Annotated in this window: 17 protein-coding genes; 13 read left to right on the forward strand and 4 right to left on the reverse strand. The window is 53.2% G+C overall.

Features of this window, described 5'->3' with window-relative positions; genetic code table 11:
• The first annotated feature begins 116 nt into the window (after positions 1-116).
• The 7 genes from def (at position 117) to ACFQ1T_RS04770 (ending at position 7,922) form a co-directional block, all read left to right on the forward strand.
• The gene (def, locus tag ACFQ1T_RS04740; protein ID WP_194748824.1) at positions 117-632 is read left to right on the forward strand and encodes a peptide deformylase; all 516 of its coding nucleotides are present in this window, start codon (positions 117-119) and stop codon (positions 630-632) included.
• Positions 633-646: 14 nt separating this feature from the next.
• Positions 647-1,567, forward strand: a complete 921-nt coding sequence (gene fmt, locus ACFQ1T_RS04745; protein WP_379074416.1) for a methionyl-tRNA formyltransferase — start codon at positions 647-649, stop codon at positions 1,565-1,567.
• 84 nt (positions 1,568-1,651) lie between these two features.
• The gene (htpX, locus tag ACFQ1T_RS04750; RefSeq protein WP_194748822.1) at positions 1,652-2,521 is read left to right on the forward strand and encodes a zinc metalloprotease HtpX; all 870 of its coding nucleotides are present in this window, start codon (positions 1,652-1,654) and stop codon (positions 2,519-2,521) included.
• 119 nt (positions 2,522-2,640) lie between these two features.
• Complete coding sequence (rsmB, locus tag ACFQ1T_RS04755; RefSeq protein WP_379074419.1) at positions 2,641-3,930, forward strand: 16S rRNA (cytosine(967)-C(5))-methyltransferase RsmB; 1,290 nt, start codon at positions 2,641-2,643, stop codon at positions 3,928-3,930.
• Complete coding sequence (locus tag ACFQ1T_RS04760; protein WP_194748820.1) at positions 3,908-4,483, forward strand: DUF4390 domain-containing protein; 576 nt, start codon at positions 3,908-3,910, stop codon at positions 4,481-4,483. Before rsmB ends, ACFQ1T_RS04760 begins: the two co-directional genes overlap by 23 nt.
• A gap of 4 nt (positions 4,484-4,487) precedes the next feature.
• Entirely contained in the window at positions 4,488-6,650 is a 2,163-nt protein-coding gene (locus tag ACFQ1T_RS04765; protein ID WP_313985275.1) for a sensor histidine kinase, read from the forward strand.
• Between the two features lie 9 nt (positions 6,651-6,659).
• On the forward strand, positions 6,660-7,922 hold the full coding sequence (locus ACFQ1T_RS04770) for a sigma-54-dependent transcriptional regulator (RefSeq protein ID WP_379074423.1): 1,263 nt from the start codon (positions 6,660-6,662) through the stop codon (positions 7,920-7,922).
• Positions 7,923-7,961: 39 nt separating this feature from the next.
• Here the strand turns inward: ACFQ1T_RS04770 and ACFQ1T_RS04775 are convergent, their stop codons facing one another.
• Positions 7,962-8,342 carry a DoxX family membrane protein gene (locus ACFQ1T_RS04775; RefSeq protein WP_338655491.1) on the reverse strand — a complete coding sequence of 127 codons (381 nt, stop codon included), beginning with the start codon at positions 8,340-8,342 and terminating at the stop codon, positions 7,962-7,964.
• 84 nt (positions 8,343-8,426) lie between these two features.
• On the opposite strand from ACFQ1T_RS04775, the gene ACFQ1T_RS04780 reads away from it, so the two are divergent.
• The 3 genes from ACFQ1T_RS04780 to ACFQ1T_RS04790 all read left to right on the forward strand — a co-directional run bounded on the left by ACFQ1T_RS04780 (position 8,427) and on the right by ACFQ1T_RS04790 (position 9,943).
• Positions 8,427-8,867, forward strand: coding sequence for a GNAT family N-acetyltransferase (locus ACFQ1T_RS04780; RefSeq protein ID WP_338655489.1), 441 nt, complete (start codon positions 8,427-8,429; stop codon positions 8,865-8,867).
• A gap of 47 nt (positions 8,868-8,914) precedes the next feature.
• A complete protein-coding gene (gene fae, locus ACFQ1T_RS04785) occupies positions 8,915-9,457 on the forward strand; it encodes a formaldehyde-activating enzyme (protein WP_313985285.1) in 543 nt (180 codons plus the stop codon).
• A gap of 84 nt (positions 9,458-9,541) precedes the next feature.
• A complete protein-coding gene (locus ACFQ1T_RS04790; RefSeq protein ID WP_379074428.1) occupies positions 9,542-9,943 on the forward strand; it encodes an RDD family protein in 402 nt (133 codons plus the stop codon).
• Positions 9,944-9,961: 18 nt separating this feature from the next.
• On the opposite strand, the gene lptG is transcribed toward ACFQ1T_RS04790, so the two are convergent.
• Positions 9,962-11,056, reverse strand: coding sequence for an LPS export ABC transporter permease LptG (gene lptG / locus ACFQ1T_RS04795; protein ID WP_379074431.1), 1,095 nt, complete (start codon positions 11,054-11,056; stop codon positions 9,962-9,964).
• A complete protein-coding gene (gene lptF, locus ACFQ1T_RS04800; protein ID WP_194748808.1) occupies positions 11,053-12,162 on the reverse strand; it encodes an LPS export ABC transporter permease LptF in 1,110 nt (369 codons plus the stop codon). Before lptF ends, lptG begins: the two co-directional genes overlap by 4 nt.
• Before the next feature lie 88 nt (positions 12,163-12,250).
• Here lptF and ACFQ1T_RS04805 point away from each other — a divergent pair, with 88 nt between their 5' ends.
• From ACFQ1T_RS04805 to ACFQ1T_RS04815, 3 genes are read left to right on the forward strand one after another with little or no spacing between them, the layout of a single operon-like run.
• A complete protein-coding gene (locus tag ACFQ1T_RS04805) occupies positions 12,251-13,732 on the forward strand; it encodes a leucyl aminopeptidase (protein ID WP_194748807.1) in 1,482 nt (493 codons plus the stop codon).
• A gap of 5 nt (positions 13,733-13,737) precedes the next feature.
• Positions 13,738-14,166, forward strand: a complete 429-nt coding sequence (locus tag ACFQ1T_RS04810) for a DNA polymerase III subunit chi (protein WP_194748806.1) — start codon at positions 13,738-13,740, stop codon at positions 14,164-14,166.
• A 12-nt stretch (positions 14,167-14,178) separates the two neighbouring features.
• On the forward strand, positions 14,179-15,132 hold the full coding sequence (locus tag ACFQ1T_RS04815; RefSeq protein ID WP_379074436.1) for a hypothetical protein: 954 nt from the start codon (positions 14,179-14,181) through the stop codon (positions 15,130-15,132).
• Here ACFQ1T_RS04815 and xth read toward each other — a convergent pair.
• On the reverse strand, positions 15,129-15,905 hold the full coding sequence (gene xth / locus ACFQ1T_RS04820) for an exodeoxyribonuclease III (protein WP_379074439.1): 777 nt from the start codon (positions 15,903-15,905) through the stop codon (positions 15,129-15,131). The two genes, ACFQ1T_RS04815 and xth, sit on opposite strands and share 4 nt — an antisense overlap.
• Positions 15,906-16,000 lie beyond the last annotated feature (95 nt).

The following is a 16,000-nucleotide window of genomic DNA, read 5'->3' on the forward strand; positions in this document are numbered from 1 at the left end:
AGCCACTGCGCAATATCAACCAATCTAGCATGGCTTTAAAGTTCTGATCAAGGTGAAAAAGCAGGCGTTTTGCCCTGTTTTTGCACAAACTATTTGAATGGAAAGATTTGTAGAGCATGGCACTACTTCCAATTTTGCAATATCCGGATCCACGCCTGCATACGGTGGCCAAACCGGTGCAAGTATTTGATGAGGCATTACAGCAACTGGTCAGCGATATGGCTGAGACCATGTATGATGCGCCAGGCATAGGCTTGGCTGCTACGCAGGTCGACCAGCACATCCAGTTGATCGTGATTGACTTGAGCAAGGAAAAAGACGATTTGCTGGTGCTGATCAATCCTAAAATCATTGCCCAGTCAGGTAGCCAGGATTATGAAGAGGGTTGCCTGTCAGTGCCCGGCATCTATGAAAGTGTCACGCGCGCTGAATTTATTACCGTCGAAGCGAAAGATGTGCATGGCAACACTTTCAGGTTGGATGCGGATGGATTGCTGAGCGTCTGTATCCAGCATGAAATGGATCATTTGCTGGGCAAGGTGTTTGTGGAGTATCTCTCCACGCTCAAACGTAACCGTATCCGGACCAGAATGGTCAAGCATGCGCGCGAAATCGAGCGCAACAGTTATTAAGTCAGGAAGGTTGCATGCGTATTATTTATGCCGGGACCCCGGAGTTTGCAGTACCGGCTTTGCAAGGACTCATAGACGCGGGCCATGACATTGTCATGGTGTTGACGCAACCAGACCGCCCCGCGGGCCGTGGCATGCAGTTAAAAGCGAGTCCGGTCAAACAGCTCGCCTTGCAACACGGCTTACGTGTTTTTCAGCCAGAAAGCCTTAAGCCCGCCGAGGTGCAGTCCGAGATTGCAGCGGTCAACGCCGAAGTGCTGATCGTTGCGGCCTATGGCCTGATTATTCCGACCGCGGTGCTGAACATCCCGACGCGAGGCTGTTACAACATCCATGGCTCCTTGCTGCCACGCTGGCGCGGGGCTGCGCCCATCCACCGGGCCATTCTGGCCGGGGACACCGAGACGGGCGTCACCATCATGGAGGTGGTGCCCAAGCTGGATGCCGGCAATATGATCAGTAAATGGTCGGTGGCGATTACTGCGGCAGATACCACGCAGACCTTGCATGATGCGATCAGTCGTGAAGGCGCGCGCTTGATGGTTGAGGCGATGCAGACCTTGCAAGATACCGGTTGCCTGGCCTCTGAAGTACAGGACGAGACGCTGGTGACCTATGCGCACAAGCTGGAAAAAGCCGAGTCTGCCATTGACTGGACGAAATCTGCACAGCAACTGTCTCGTCAGGTTCGTGCATTTAATCCCTTTCCGGTGGCTACAGCCAAATTTAATGATCAAGTCTGCAAACTGTGGTTTGCTCAAGCTGTGGCTGGTCAAGGCGAGCCAGGCACTGTGTTGCAGACACATCCGCTGCAGGTGGCTTGTGGCGACGGCGCATTAGAATTGCATGAGTTGCAGATGCCGGGTGGCAAGCGCCAAACGGCACAACAGTTTGTGCAAGGTCAGCATGTGCAAGTGGGCGACCGCTTTTTCTAGTCAATCTGGTGCAGGCATTGAAAAATGCCTGTCATCCCCGCATATTAAAGTCGATATTACTCACCGAATTGTGAAGGAGTCACTATGTTAGGTAACTGGACCAAAACCTTTGTGTTGATGGCCGCGATTACTGCCCTGTTTGTTGCGGTGGGCGGCGCGCTGGGTGGCCAGGGCGGCATGTTGCTGGCGCTGTTGCTGGCAGGCGGCATGAACTTTTATGCCTACTGGTTTAGCGACCAGGCGGTGCTGAAAATGTATGGCGCAGTTGAGATCAATGCTGAAAATAATTTTGGCAATGGGCAGTTCCGCAACTATTACAACATGGTCAAAGAGCTTGCCGAGCGGGCCCAATTACCCATGCCGCGTGTGTTCGTGATCAATGAAAGCCAGCCGAATGCGTTTGCGACCGGCCGCAACCCCGAGAACGCTGCCGTGGCAGCTACTACCGGCATCATGCAGATTTTGAGTGAGCGCGAATTGCGCGGTGTGATGGCACATGAGCTGGCGCACGTGAAACACCGCGATACCTTGATCTCTACTATCTCCGCCACCGTGGCCGGGGCCATTTCATCGATTGCGCAATTTGGCCTGATGTTTGGCGGGCATCGGGAGGGCGAAGACCGACCCAATCCCATTATTGGTATTTTGATTATGATTCTGGCACCGTTGGCCGCTTCGCTGATCCAGATGGCGATTTCACGGTCGCGCGAATATGAAGCAGACCGCATGGGGGCTGAGATCAGCCGCGACCCGAAAGCCTTGGCAGCCGCGCTGGAGAAAATCCACAATTATGCGCACCAGATTCCCAATATGACTGCCGAGCAACACCCGGAAACCGGGCAGATGATGATTATCAACCCCTTATCAGGCGCAGACCTGGCGGGGTTGTTCAGCACCCACCCGCAGACCGAAGAGCGGATCCGCCGTTTGCTGGCGTTGGCTAACCAGTATTAAACGCGATTTCAACAGACAAAAAAGGCTTTCGCAAGAAAGCCTTTTTTATTGCGTGAGTTTTTGTCTGTGTATTTTGGGCGCATCAAGTAGAATAGTCTTTTTTTCACCAGAGTATTCTTTTGCAAGTTGCCCAGCTCATAGCCGCATCTGCGGTGGCCGAAGTGTTGGCCGGACATAACCTGACTGTTTCCATGCCCAAGGCATTGCGCAGGGTCAAGTCAGCGACGCCGCAACAGCAGGCGGCTGCACAGGATTACAGTTACCTCACCTTGCGCTTGTATGCCGAAGCCGCGGCTTATTTGCAGGCGCTGACGGCCAAGCCCGTGACGGATGCACGTGTACACGCGCTGTTGCTGGTTGCCCTGTCGCAGCTGTTGCATGGGGCCGAAGATGATTTTACGGTGGTCAATCAGGCTGTGGAAGCCGCGGGCAAAACCGGGCTGCGCTGGGCAAAAGGGCTGGTTAATGCGGTATTGCGTAATTTTTTGCGCCAACGGTCAGCCTTGCAGGCGCAAGTGAGTCAGTCGGAAGCGGTGCAATTTAACTATCCGCAATGGTGGATTGATACCCTCAAACAACAATATCCTCAGCATTGGCAGTCGATTCTGACCATAGGCAACAGCCACCCCCCCATGACGTTGCGCATTAATCTGCGCAAAACGGATGTCGCCAGCTATATGCAGGCGCTGGATGATGCGGGGATTGCGGCGCAAGCGCTGGGCGGTACGGCGATTCAGTTGCAGCAGCCGTTGCCGGTGCACAAGCTGCCGTATTTTGATCAAGGCTGGCTCAGTGTGCAGGATGCCGGCGCACAGTGGGCGGTTCCTTTGCTGGATGTGCAAGCAGGCATGCGCGTGCTGGATGCCTGTAGCGCGCCGGGCGGTAAAACTTGTCACTTGCTTGAAGCCAGTGATATTGACTTGCTTGCCCTGGATGTGGAGGCAGAGCGCCTGCGCCGTGTCCACGACAACCTGCAGCGTCTGGGCTTGCAAGCCAAGGTCAGGACAGGCGATGCGGCAAAAGCCGACTGGTTTGATGGTCAGTTATTTGACCGCATTCTGGCTGATGTGCCCTGTAGCGCCTCAGGCATCGTGCGCAGGCATGTCGATATGAAATGGTTGCGTCGGCCACAGGATTTGACGGTATTTGCCCAGATGCAACAGCAAATATTATTGAATTTGTGGCATATGCTGGCAAAAGGCGGTAAATTGCTGTACGTCACCTGTTCGATTTTTCAACAAGAAAATGAAATGCAGATTCAACAGTTTTTAACCATGCATGCAGATGCGGTCAGGTTGCCAGTGCAGTTTGATGCCTCGGGCCTCCCTTGCCAGCAGTCAATTGGCGGGCAATTGCTGCCCACTGCCGCGCATGACGGATTGTTTTATGCGCTTTTACAAAAACATTAAATATTATTCGGCGCTTTTTTTTCTGCTGACCATGACAGCATTGGCACTGGCTGCCAATAACAATCATGCCCATGTCAAAAGTGCCGAGCTGGTATTGCGTGAAGATACCTGGGCGCTGGATGCGGATCTGGACATCCATTTTGGCCGCGCGCTTGAGGAAGCTTTGAGTAAGGGCATCGCCCTGACATTTTTGTATGAATGCCAGATCATCAAACCCATGAAGTACTGGTTTGATGATGAGGTGGTGACCGAGCGTCGCGCCGTCACGCTCAACTATCACGCGCTGACCAAGCAATATCTGCTTAATTATCCGCAACAGCAAAAAGGATTCGACAGCCTGGCTGAAGCCAGGCGTGAGTTGGGCCTGATCCGCGACTGGCGCTTGACGCCGCATGCCACACTAGAAAAAAATCAGCCCTATCAGGCGGCGCTCAAAATGCATCTGGATACCAGCAAGCTGCCTAAAGCCTTGCAGCTGGATGCCCTGGGCGAAAGTGACTGGGAGCTGGTCACGCCGACGTTTAGCTGGTGGGTAAAGGACACCCAGCGTTAGCCCTATGCGGTATGTCCTGATTTTGTCCATTCTACTGGCGGCAGCCCTGCTGTACCTGCTGTCTCTCGCCAGTGCCAACACCGCCATCAGTGGGGATTATTACCTGATCCTGCTGTATATCAATGCTGGCCTCGCCGTGTTGTTGCTGGGGGTGATTGCCTATCAGTTACGCCATCTTTACCAGACCACCAAAGCCAAACAGGTAGGCAGCAAGCTGAATTTCAGATTGCTGGTGTCTTTTGCCCTGATGGCGTTGATTCCAGGCATGATCGTCTATCTGGTTTCCGTGAACTTCCTGTCACGCTCGATTGAGTCTTGGTTTAACGTTAAGGTCGAATCCGCACTGGATGGGGGGCTGAATCTGGGGCAACGGGCGCTGGATATCATGCTGGAGGACGTCAAGGAAAAGGCGCAAAGCATGGCGGTCTCGCTATCACTGCAAACGGCCCGCTCACATTATGGACAACTGAACGATCTGCGTGAAAAAGCCGGCGTTCAGGATGCGGCATTGCTGACCCCGCAAGGTGCGATTCTGGCTGTCAGCAGCTCTGACCCCAGCAGCTTTTTACCCGAACTGCCTTCTGTGCCGCAGTTGCGCCAGGCACGTAGCCGTATCTACGGCAAAATCGAGCCTATCCCCGGCAAAGGCCTCTACATGCGTGTGCTGATTCCGGTGGAGTCCTTGGGGATCACGGGCGAGATGCGGATTCTGCAATTGATGCAACCGGTGCCCAAGGCGCTCTCGAATACTGCCGAATCGGTGCAGGAGGTCTACCGCGAGTACCAGACCTTGTCGTACAGCCGGCAGTCACTCAAAGACATTTTCATGCTTACGCTGACCATGATTTTGCTGCTGTCCATGCTGGGCGCATTGACCATCGCATTTGCACTGAGTCGGCGCATGGCGCAACCCTTGACGGTACTGGCGGAGGGGACCCGGCTGATTGCCAGTGGCGATTATTCGCAGCAGCTGCCCTCATTTGGCAAGGATGAGCTGAGTGTGCTGGTGAAGTCGTTCAACAGCATGACGCGACAGTTGCAGGAAGCGAAAAATGCCTCCGAACAGAGCCGTCAGCATGTGGAGTCTGCACGTGCCTACCTGGAAGCTATTTTGTCGCACCTAAGCTCAGGCGTGATGACCATTAATGAACAGGCGGAGCTGCGTGTTTACAATCTGGCTGCCACCAATATTTTGGGGATTTCGCTGGTGGGCTTTAAAAACAAAGTCTTTACCGACATTGCGGCCGAAAATGATTACCTCACGCCTTTTACAGCGTTGGTGATGCAGCACTATGAAGACACGTTGCAATTTGACCACCATGAGCGGCATTTAAGCAGCCAGATCGAAATTGAAGGGGTGCATGGCAAGCAGATGCTGATGCTGCGGGTGACGCGGTTGCCGGAAGGGGCGGGGCACGGCCTGGTAGTGGTGTTTGATGATGTGACCGCCATGGCGCAAGCCCAGCGCGATGCCGCCTGGGCCGAGGTAGCCAGACGGCTGGCGCACGAAATCAAGAATCCGCTGACACCGATACAGCTGTCTGCCGAGCGCTTGCAGCTGAAGCTGCGCGACAAACTGGAAGAAAAGGATGCGGAGATGCTGTTTAAGTCTACCGATACCATCGTCAACCAGGTGCAGGCGATGAAGAATATGGTCAACGAATTTAGTGAGTATGCCAGAACGCCTGCCGCCCAACTGGTAAGGCTGGATTTGAATGCCTTGATCCGCGATGTGAGCCGCCTTTATAACGCCTCTGTGGTCAAGCTGGTACTGTCCCTGCATGAGCAGCTGCCCGAGATTTATGCCGATGCCACCATGATGCGCCAAATCCTGCATAACCTGCTGCAAAATGCCCAGGATGCATTGGTGCAAACTGAACAACCGCAAATTGTGATCTTGACCGATTATGATGGCGAGCGTATAAAATTGTCAGTGACGGATAACGGCAGTGGTTTTCCCACCGAGGTGATGGCGAGGGTGTTCGAACCTTACGTCACAACCAAGTCACACGGTACCGGGTTGGGATTAGCCATTGTCAAAAAAATGATAGAAGAGCAGCGTGGACAGATACGCATTGATAATCTGCCACAAGGGGGCGCCAGCGTCACCATCAGCTTGCCGGTCGATAAACAACAACAACGTCGGCGCGTTGAGCGCATCGTGTAAGGAAGTACCATGGCTTCACGTAATATTTTGGTCGTCGATGATGAAATCGGCATCAGGGAGTTATTAAGCGATATCTTGCGGGATGAGGGGCACGTCGTGCGCCTGGCAGAAAATGCACAAATTGCCAGGGACGAGCGGCTCAAGCATCGACCGGATCTGGTGTTGCTTGACATCTGGATGCCTGATTGCGATGGCATCAGTCTGCTTAAAGAATGGGCCAATGCCGGCTTGCTGACCATGCCGGTGATCATGATGTCTGGGCATGGCACCATAGATACCGCGGTCGAGGCCACTCGCCTCGGGGCGTTCGACTTCCTCGAAAAACCGATTGCCTTGCAAAAGCTGCTCAAAACCGTAGGCGCAGCGATCAAGCATACCGAGCATCTGGCGCATACCGAAATTAACCTGTCCAGCTTTGGCAAAAGTGCCGTCATTCAGGAGCTCAAGCAGCGCTTGGAGCAGCTGGCGCGCCATAAAAACACCTTGTTCCTGATTGGTAAAAAAGGCGGCAGTGTGCCATTGTGCGCCAAGTTTTTGCGTCCGCAGAATACGCCGTGGGTGGCCTTGACCGAGTATGAGAAGCTGGTCACCGCACCGATGGAAATTCTCGAGCAGGCCCGTGAAGGCGTGGTGTTTGTCGATGAAGTCACCAGACTGGGCAAGACCGAACAAAAAGGCCTGCACCTGCTCATCAATAAATCCGAAAAATACGGGGTACGCGTGATTTGCGCCAGTGAGCATGGCTTGCCGCAACTGATTGAAAAAGCCATGCTGGAGCAGGCCTTGCTGCAAACGCTGGCCGGGTCAGCGGTGAAGGTGCCTTGCCTGGATGAGCACAAAGAGGATATTCCCGATCTGGTCAATGCGATGGCGACCCTGATGGTTGAAGCCAGCAAGATTGACTACAAGGCGTTTGATGTGGCGGCGCTGAATGCGCTGCGCAATGCTGACTGGCCAGGTGATTTGGACGAGCTGGAGTCCGTGGTACAGAACCTGCTCATGACGAGTTTGGGTGAAAGCATTACCCAGACCGATGTGCAGCGTGTTCTGGCCAATTTTCAAGGACAGCGCGGCGAGTCGTCCGAGCAGCATATGCCGCTTAATCTGGATCAGCCCTTGCGTGAAGCGCGCGATGACTTTGAGCGTTTTTACTTCCAGTACCACATGCGGCTGGTCAAAAATAATATGAGCCGGTTGTCAGAAATTTCGGGGCTGGAGCGGACACACCTCTATCGCAAGCTCAAACAGCTGGGGATCAAAATCAAGGGATAAAAAAAGCCGGGCTAACCCGGCTTTTTACGACTGAATCGTTTATTTTTTGCGGTTATCCAGACTGCAAGCAGTTTGCGGATAAATACTCAACAACCACATGCCACCGGCGATGCCCAGGTAGGCAAAAAACGCGTCCAGCGAAGCCTGGCCCAGCACCAGTGCCATAAATACCGCCAACACGCCTAAAACGCGCGCAGAGAGTTGGGTTTTGTACCCCACGATCAGCAACAGGCCAAACACAAACTGAATGAAAATCAGCAGTGGTGCAAAGACGGCTGGCAGGCCAAATTGCCCTAACATCATTTGGTATTGCAGATAACCATCAGGCGTATTTAAAATGGCCATCAGCTTTAAAATCACCACCCCAAAAAACACCAGCCCCAGTAAAATTCTGGCCGCTGCGGTTTGAAAACGACACATAACTTTTCCTCAAATCCTGTTTTAATAAAGGATGTATGATGCCTGCGGGCTGTGACAATTGCAATATTTGCTCTGGAGACTGTCATGTCTGTAAAGCGCGTTGAGCTCCGAATCAGTACACTGAGTAAGCAAGATCCTTTATGGGCAGACTGTAGCCGGATACGGCAACAGGTCTTCATAGATGAACAACAGGTGCCCGAAGCGCTGGAGTGGGATGCTGCGGATGACACTGCAGTGCATCTGTTAGCGCATTACGCGCATGATGCCGTGGCGTGCGCCCGCGTTCTGCCCGGGGGCTATATAGGCCGCATGGCGGTATTGCCCGCATGGCGGCGGCGAGGAATTGGCGAGGCCATGCTGTTGCAGGCAATACAGATCTGTCGGCAATGGGAGCTCAGCGATGTGCGCTTGTCGGCGCAGAGGCATGCAATTGGTTTTTATGAGCAAGCCGGGTTTGTTGTTTGCAGCGAGCCGTATCTGGATGCCAATATCCTGCATGTCGATATGCAGCTTGAACTGATATAATCACGGTTTGAATTTTCTCCAACATCCAGACATACAAAGGAATTCTCATGTCAAAAATCGTATTTAAAGCGGGTGAAGCTACCGTGTTTTCCGAAGGCAAGGACGTGACTGCCGCGATGCCAGAAATCGTGATCGGTGCCGTGGACGGCCCAGTGGGTACGGCTTTCGCGAACATGATGGCGCAAACCAAAGGCCACACAGCCATGTTTGCCGTGCGTGACATCAACCAGATGGTGCGTCCAGCGACCATGATGGTGCCAAAAGTCACCTTGAAAGACTCCTTGAATATCGAATTGTTCGGTGGTGTGGTGCAAGCCGGTGTGGCTGATGGCATTACCGATGCAGTGATCGAAGGCATTGTTCCTAAAGAGCTGGTCAATGATCTGTGCATTATTGCCTTGCTGTGGATTGATCCGGGCTGTGCCAAAGAAGCCAATCTGGACAAAGCCGATCTGTACAAAAACAACTACGAAGCGATCAAGCTGGCCTTGAAGCGCGCATTGAACGACGAGCCTAGCATCGATGAGCTGATTGCTAACCGTCACAAAATCAAGCACTGCATGTGGGAAGATAGCTGGGATCAGAAATAAGTCAGGATCCCCTGTTTATCCTGTGTGAAATAGGCCCCGCATGTGCGGGGTTTTTGTTATCCGGCGAAAGTGGGCAGACGCGCAATGAAATATTTAATTAAACGATATCTGGCCGTGATTTATGAAGCCTTGTTGATGCTGGCCTTGGCCCTGGCACTGACCGCCGCTTATGTGCTGGTGGTGGGGGATGCCAGTCATGGCTGGCGGCGTATAGGCTTGCAGATGCTGTTGTGGCTGTCGATAGGCGCTTACTTTGTGCGCTGTTGGGTGGTGACCGGCCAAACGCTGGCCAGCCAGACCTGGAAGCTGAAAGTGATAGATGCCGACGGCAGTTTGCTGGACTGGCGCCTGGCTTTGCTGCGCTATGGGGTGGCAACACTGTTGTTGCTCCCGGCTGGGCTGACATTTTGGTGGGCAGTACTGGATCGCGAGCAGCAGTTTTTGCATGACCGGCTGCTTGGCACGCGGATAATCCGCATCACATAAGCACGAGTCAGGCGCGTTTTAACGCCGCTCTACGTAGTAAAGCATGCCCAGGCCGACCAGCAAAAACAGTAGCGTCGGGCTGATGGCACTCACCAGCGGTGGCCAGTCATTGAGCACACCCAAGTGCACAAATACGCGGTTCATGATTTGGTAGACCACGCCCAGAAAAATACCGGCAAAGATTTTGGCGCTGATACCACCGGCACGCTGTTGCAAAAAGCCAAATGGTAAGGCCAGTACCACCATCACCAAACAGGCCAGTGGATAGACCAGCTTAGCCCACAGTGCGACCTGATAGCGGGTACTGCGTTGTCCATTTTGATGTAAGTATTGAATGAAGCTATACAGGTTCCAGGCCGACATTTTTTCTGGCAATACCAGCAGCACATTCAACAGTTCTGGCCGGATCAGTGACTCCCAGCGCGTCTGCTTGAAAAACTGTGAGGTGATCGAGTTATCCTGAATCTGTTTGCTGTGATTGATATTGGTCTGGGTGACGTTAGACAGTACCCAGTGGTCATCCTGAAAGTAGCCTTTCTCTGCATAGCTGATGTGCTTTAACTTGAACTGGGGGTCGAAATCATAAATGCGGATATCGACCAGGCTGGTGTCTGGCATGACCGAGCTGACATTGACAAAACTGCTGCCGTCTTTAATCCAGAGTCCGGATTGAAAGTCCTGCGCGACGACGGAATCAGTGGCTTGAATACGGATGCGCTGCGCCAGTTTTTCACTGATGGGCGCAATGATCTCGCCAATCAGAAAGGTCACTAATGCAAACACTAGGCCGATTTTAAGCAGAATCATGGCAATGGATTGCAACGAAATGCCGCTGGTGCGCATGACAATCAGCTCCGAGTTCCCGGCCATCGCGCCCAATGTGTAGACGATGCCCAGCAATACGGCGACTGGTGCCACCTCGTATATATGGCCAGGGATACTCAGGGCGACATAGGTGAGCATGCTGTTGATGCCATAGTGACCTCGTCCCAGGCTGTCCAGCTCCTGTAGCAGGTCAAAGAACGAAAACATGGCAAGCAGGCCCAACAGCACCAGCATGATGCTGAAGCTGATCTCTTGCCAGAAATAACGGTTTAAACGGGTCAGGGTCATGGCTTAGCGATTTTGGGGGTGCGTTTGAGCCAGCCCGGCATCAACGGTTTCAGATGTTTGCGTCGGTGGTAAAGATACCAGCCGAGCAGGATAAAGCTTAGGTGCACGGGCCACAATCCCACCAGTACCGAAATTTTGCCTTGCGTAATCCAGGCCTGAAAAATGCTGAGCAGGTTGTTGTAGATGATAAAGATCAGGATCGCAAACATGATGTTGAGCGAGCGGCCTGCACGTGGATCGACAAAACTGAGCGGGATGGCAAGCAGGACCATGACGATGGTTGAGATCGGAATCGCCATACGCCAGTGCAGCTCGGCATGGTCTGCGGCGCTGGCATCGCTCAGCAGCGATTGCGTGGACTTAATCTGCGCGGTGGTGGTGGCGGGCGCAGTCTCTTTGGCTTCGACCCGGATATCATAGCGCTCAAACTCGGTGGTCATGACCTCCAGACTGTTGGGCGTGGTTTCATAGCGCCGGCCATGTTCCAGCCGTAAAAAATTATCACCGTTGCTGGCTTTGTAGCGGCTGCCACGATTCGCAGTAATAATGCCAATTTTGCCGTTTTGTTTGGATTGGACGAACACGTTTTTGACTTCGTAGCCAAGCTTGTCAAAGCTCTCAATAAAGTAAATGCGATCGCCCGCGCTCGACTCCTTAAAGGTCCCGGGGCTGATTGATGACAGTTCATCCCGTTTTTTGAGCTGCTCGCGGTAGCTGTCAGCCTTGCCACTGGCCCAAGGCATAATTATCAGGCTGAACAGACTGATGATGAGCACAATCGGCGCCAGAAACCGCATGATAGGCAAGACCCATTGTCTTAAACTCAGCCCTGCGGACATCCAGATCACCATTTCCGAGTCGCGGTGCCAGCGTGTCAGCGTCAATAGCACGGCCAGAAAAACGGCGAGCGACATCATCATGGGCATGAATTGCACCAGGCTAAAGGTCAGGATGGTGCCAATGGCATCGTTAGGTAAAATGCCTCTGGAGACCTGGCGTACGATATTGCCAGCGCGCTGGGCGACAACGATGCCGAGGATAATCAGGAAGATGGCAGAGGCAGAAGACATGAGCTCTGCAGACAATGCACGTTTGAAAATTTTCAATTTAAATGCACCGCTTTGAAATCAGCATAAAACACTAGATAATACAACCATCACTTAAGCTAGTTGCATGGAACCAAAAAGGATAAAGATGGAATTTAGCATAAAAAGCACTTCCCCGGAAAAATTGCGTACAGATTGCTTGCTGGTGGGCATTTTTGAAGGCCGTAAACTCAGCGATTTAGCCAAGCTGCTGGATGGCGCCACTGAGAAAGCCATCTCGGCGGCCGTCAAGTCTGGCGATATGGAAGGTAAGGCTGGTACCACTCTGATGTTGCGCCAGTTGGCAGGCGTCGCGGCGCCCAGAGTGCTGCTGGTCGGCTTGGGTAAAGCCGATGAGCTGAATCTCAAAGGATTGCGTGCCAGTTTCCGCGCCGCGATTAAAGCGTTGCCAGCAGGCGTAGATCACCTCGCCACCGACTTTGCCGCGCTTGCGTTGAAAAAAGTCAGTGTGCAGCAAAAAACGGCAGCTTTGGCTGAGGTGGCGCTCGATGCCACTTACAAAGTGAATGCGGTCAAAGAGAAATCGGTGGAGCCGCATCCGCTGCAATCCGTCAGCGTGTTGCTTGAAAAATCCGCACAAGCCGAGGCCGAGCTGGGGCTGAAACAAGGGCAGAGCGTTGGCCAGGGCGTGGCGTTGGCCAAGGATCTGGGCAATTTGCCACCAAATATCTGTACGCCCAGCTATTTGGGCAAGCAGGCTGAAAAGTTAGCCAAGGAATATGGCTTCAAGGTCGAAGTGCTGGATCAGGCTGCGATTGAAAAACTGAATATGGGCTCATTTTTAGGCGTGACCCGTGGCAGCGAAGAGCCGCCGCGCTTTATTGTCATGCAGCATTTGCACGGTAAAAAATCGCAAAAACCGGTGGTGCTGGTGGGTAAGGGCATTACGTTTGATACTGGCGGTATTTCACTCAAGCCAGGCGCTGAGATGGATGAGATGAAGTATGACATGTGCGGCGCGGCATCCGTGTTTGGCGTGTTCAAGGCCTTGGGTGAGTTGAAGCTGCCACTCAACGTGGTTGGCTTGATCCCGACCTGTGAGAATATGCCAAGCGGCCGCGCGACCAAACCTGGCGATATTTTGACCAGTATGTCTGGCCAAACAATAGAAGTATTGAATACCGACGCCGAAGGCCGTTTGATTCTGTGTGATGCCTTGACCTATGCCGAGCGCTTTGAGCCTGCCGCGGTGATTGATATTGCAACCTTGACCGGTGCCTGCGTGATTGCACTCGGCCATCATGTCAGTGGCTTGTTTGCCAATAATGACCAGCTGGCCAAAGCGTTGCTGGAGGCGGGTGAGCAAGCCGGTGACCGTGCCTGGCAAATGCCCTTGTGGGATGACTATCAAGCGCAACTGGACAGCAATTTTGCCGACATGGCAAATATTGGCGGGCGCGCCGCGGGCAGTATTACAGCCGCCTGCTTCCTGTCGCGCTATACCAAAAAGTATGACTGGGCACATCTGGATATCGCAGGCACTGCCTGGAAATCAGGCAAGGAAAAAGGCGGCACTGGCCGGCCAGTGCCTTTGCTCATGAGTTATCTGTTGGCGCAAGCCGCACAATAAAAGGCATGACCAAAATTCGTTTTTATACGGATGTGCCTGATACGCCTGCATTGATGCAACATTTAATATCGCAGGCGTTTTCCAGGCAGCGCAGTGTCACCGTCTATTTGTCAGATCGTCAGCAGGCTGAGCAGTTGAGTACTCAGCTTTGGCAGCAGCCGGTTGAAGGCTTTTTACCGCATGTGCTCGCCGATGCCGACCATGCAGCGCTGACGCCTGTGCAGATTGCCTGGGCGCCTGAGCAGATCCGGCAGGATGATTTATTGTTTAACTGCCAAACAGCATTGCCCAAGTTTTTTAGCCGTTTTCGGCATGTGTTCGAAATCATTGGGCAAGACGAAACTGAAAAAGCGGCTGGTCGCCAGCGCTGGGCGTTTTACCGTGATCGGGGCTATGAGATTCAGCATATCAAGTCCATGCAGTCACAAGCATAACGGGGAGGGTGTGTGGAAACTTCAGAAATTCCGGTGTTAACCAAAGTTGTTCAAAAATCTGCGGCGCCAGTGGCCGAGGTGGTGATGCCAGACATGAACGAACTGGTGGCACAGCTCAAACAGGCTTTATTGCCTGAGATCACGCAACTCATCACGACGCAGTTGGCCGAGCAGTCCAGTGAGTCGCTCGCGCAGCACCAGCAAGGGCTGACCCAGTATGCCAACGCGTTGCAACAGACCGTGTTATCACAGGCGCAAACCCAAATCGGCGAAAGTATACAGTCGATTGAGCAAGCCTTTCGTGAAGCGATGGGCAATGTCAGCAAGCAACAGGTGGAGGGTCTGGAGGCGCGCCTGAGCGCGCTGACAGAGGGGCAGCTCGCTCAGATGCAACAACGGGAACAAGCGTTTACCGAGGCGCTGGAAAGCCAGTCCGAGCAACAGTTGCAGGCGGTCGAAGATAAGCTGTTACAGCTGAATGCGTCGCAGCAGGCCACATTTGCCGCCACCGAACAAACACTGCTTGAGCGGTTGGAGGCCAATAGCCAGCAATGGTTGGATGAACGGCTCGCCAGTTTGTTGGCGCAACAGCAAACCGAACTCGAAAGCAGAGTATTGGCATTGCGTAGCCAACTGGAAGCAGCGTTGGAGACGCATTTGCAGCAATTACAGGAACAAGCCAAGTCTCGTTTGTCCGCCAGCCATGAGCTGGCTGCGGCGACTCTGGCTGCAGACTATAAACAATCGTTGCAGCAAGTGTTTAACGAACTGTCTGCACAACAACTGGAGGCCTTCAAGCAAGGCATGCAGGACGACTTGTCGGTCAATGCGGCCAGCATGCAAGAAAAAGTCGCTGCCTTGGTGGCGATGCAACTGCAGGCGATGGAAGACGACATGAACAAACGGCTTAAGTCACGCATTCTGGAGGTGTTGCAGGGCATCAAGTTTGTGATGCCAACGGTTTAAGGGCTTGCGTTGGCCAGGGTCAGCACCACGGGCGTATGGTCGCTGGGGCGTTCGAGCTTGCGTGGTGTTTTATCTATCACACAGCTTTCGCAGTGTGGTTTGAGGGCGTTGCTGACGAGAATGTGATCAATCCGCATGCCCATATTGCGGCGGAAGGCGGCCATGCGGTAATCCCACCAGCTAAACTCGCCTGCCTGATCATTAAACAACCTGAAGCTATCATGCAAGCCTAAGGCCAGCAATTGCTGAAAGGCGGCCCGCTCAGCCGGACTTACCAGCACCTGGCCCAGCCAGGCCTGCGGGTCGTGGCAGTCACGGTCGTCTGGTGCAATATTGTAATCGCCAAGAACTACCAGTTTTTCATGTTGACTCAGTTCTGCTTGAAGCCAGCTTTGCAGTCCATTAAGCCATGCCAGCTTGTAATGGTATTTGTCCGAGTCTACTGCCTGGCCATTGACGACATAGGCGCAAATCACCCGAATGCCTTGTATGGTGGCCGCAATAATGCGTTTTTGCGTGTCGGCATAGTTTGGCAAGTCCAGGTGAACAGCCTCTATTGCATGCGGGCTTAGGATCGCCACGCCATTATAGGTTTTCTGGCCGTTATGCACGGCATTGTAGCCAGCCTCTTTGAGCGCCGCATACGGAAACTTGCTATCTTCCTGTTTGGTTTCCTGCAAGCACAGTACATCCGGTTGATTTGCACTGAGCCAGTCCAGCACATGCGGCAAACGCACGGTCAGCGAGTTAACATTCCAAGTAGCGAGTTTCAACCATCTTCCCCTTAAATTCAGTGCAACAAGCCGTGCTGGCGTTGATTTGCCGCTATTTTACACGAGCAACTGAGATCACAGGCAATGCCTGCATG

Origin of the sequence: Methylophilus glucosoxydans (assembly GCF_042676145.1) — a bacterium.
Taxonomy (GTDB): Bacteria; Pseudomonadota; Gammaproteobacteria; order Burkholderiales; family Methylophilaceae; genus Methylophilus; species Methylophilus glucosoxydans.

Coding starts and splice junctions, on each gene's coding strand:
- def (WP_194748824.1), top strand. CDS start 117: ATGGCACTACTTCCAATTTTGCAATATCCGGATCCACGCCTGCATACG.
- fmt (WP_379074416.1), top strand. CDS start 647: ATGCGTATTATTTATGCCGGGACCCCGGAGTTTGCAGTACCGGCTTTG.
- htpX (WP_194748822.1), top strand. CDS start 1,652: ATGTTAGGTAACTGGACCAAAACCTTTGTGTTGATGGCCGCGATTACT.
- ACFQ1T_RS04760 (WP_194748820.1), top strand. CDS start 3,908: ATGCGCTTTTACAAAAACATTAAATATTATTCGGCGCTTTTTTTTCTG.
- ACFQ1T_RS04765 (WP_313985275.1), top strand. CDS start 4,488: ATGCGGTATGTCCTGATTTTGTCCATTCTACTGGCGGCAGCCCTGCTG.
- ACFQ1T_RS04770 (WP_379074423.1), top strand. CDS start 6,660: ATGGCTTCACGTAATATTTTGGTCGTCGATGATGAAATCGGCATCAGG.
- ACFQ1T_RS04775 (WP_338655491.1), bottom strand. CDS start 8,342: ATGTGTCGTTTTCAAACCGCAGCGGCCAGAATTTTACTGGGGCTGGTG.
- ACFQ1T_RS04780 (WP_338655489.1), top strand. CDS start 8,427: ATGTCTGTAAAGCGCGTTGAGCTCCGAATCAGTACACTGAGTAAGCAA.
- fae (WP_313985285.1), top strand. CDS start 8,915: ATGTCAAAAATCGTATTTAAAGCGGGTGAAGCTACCGTGTTTTCCGAA.
- ACFQ1T_RS04790 (WP_379074428.1), top strand. CDS start 9,542: ATGAAATATTTAATTAAACGATATCTGGCCGTGATTTATGAAGCCTTG.
- lptG (WP_379074431.1), bottom strand. CDS start 11,056: ATGACCCTGACCCGTTTAAACCGTTATTTCTGGCAAGAGATCAGCTTC.
- ACFQ1T_RS04805 (WP_194748807.1), top strand. CDS start 12,251: ATGGAATTTAGCATAAAAAGCACTTCCCCGGAAAAATTGCGTACAGAT.
- ACFQ1T_RS04810 (WP_194748806.1), top strand. CDS start 13,738: ATGACCAAAATTCGTTTTTATACGGATGTGCCTGATACGCCTGCATTG.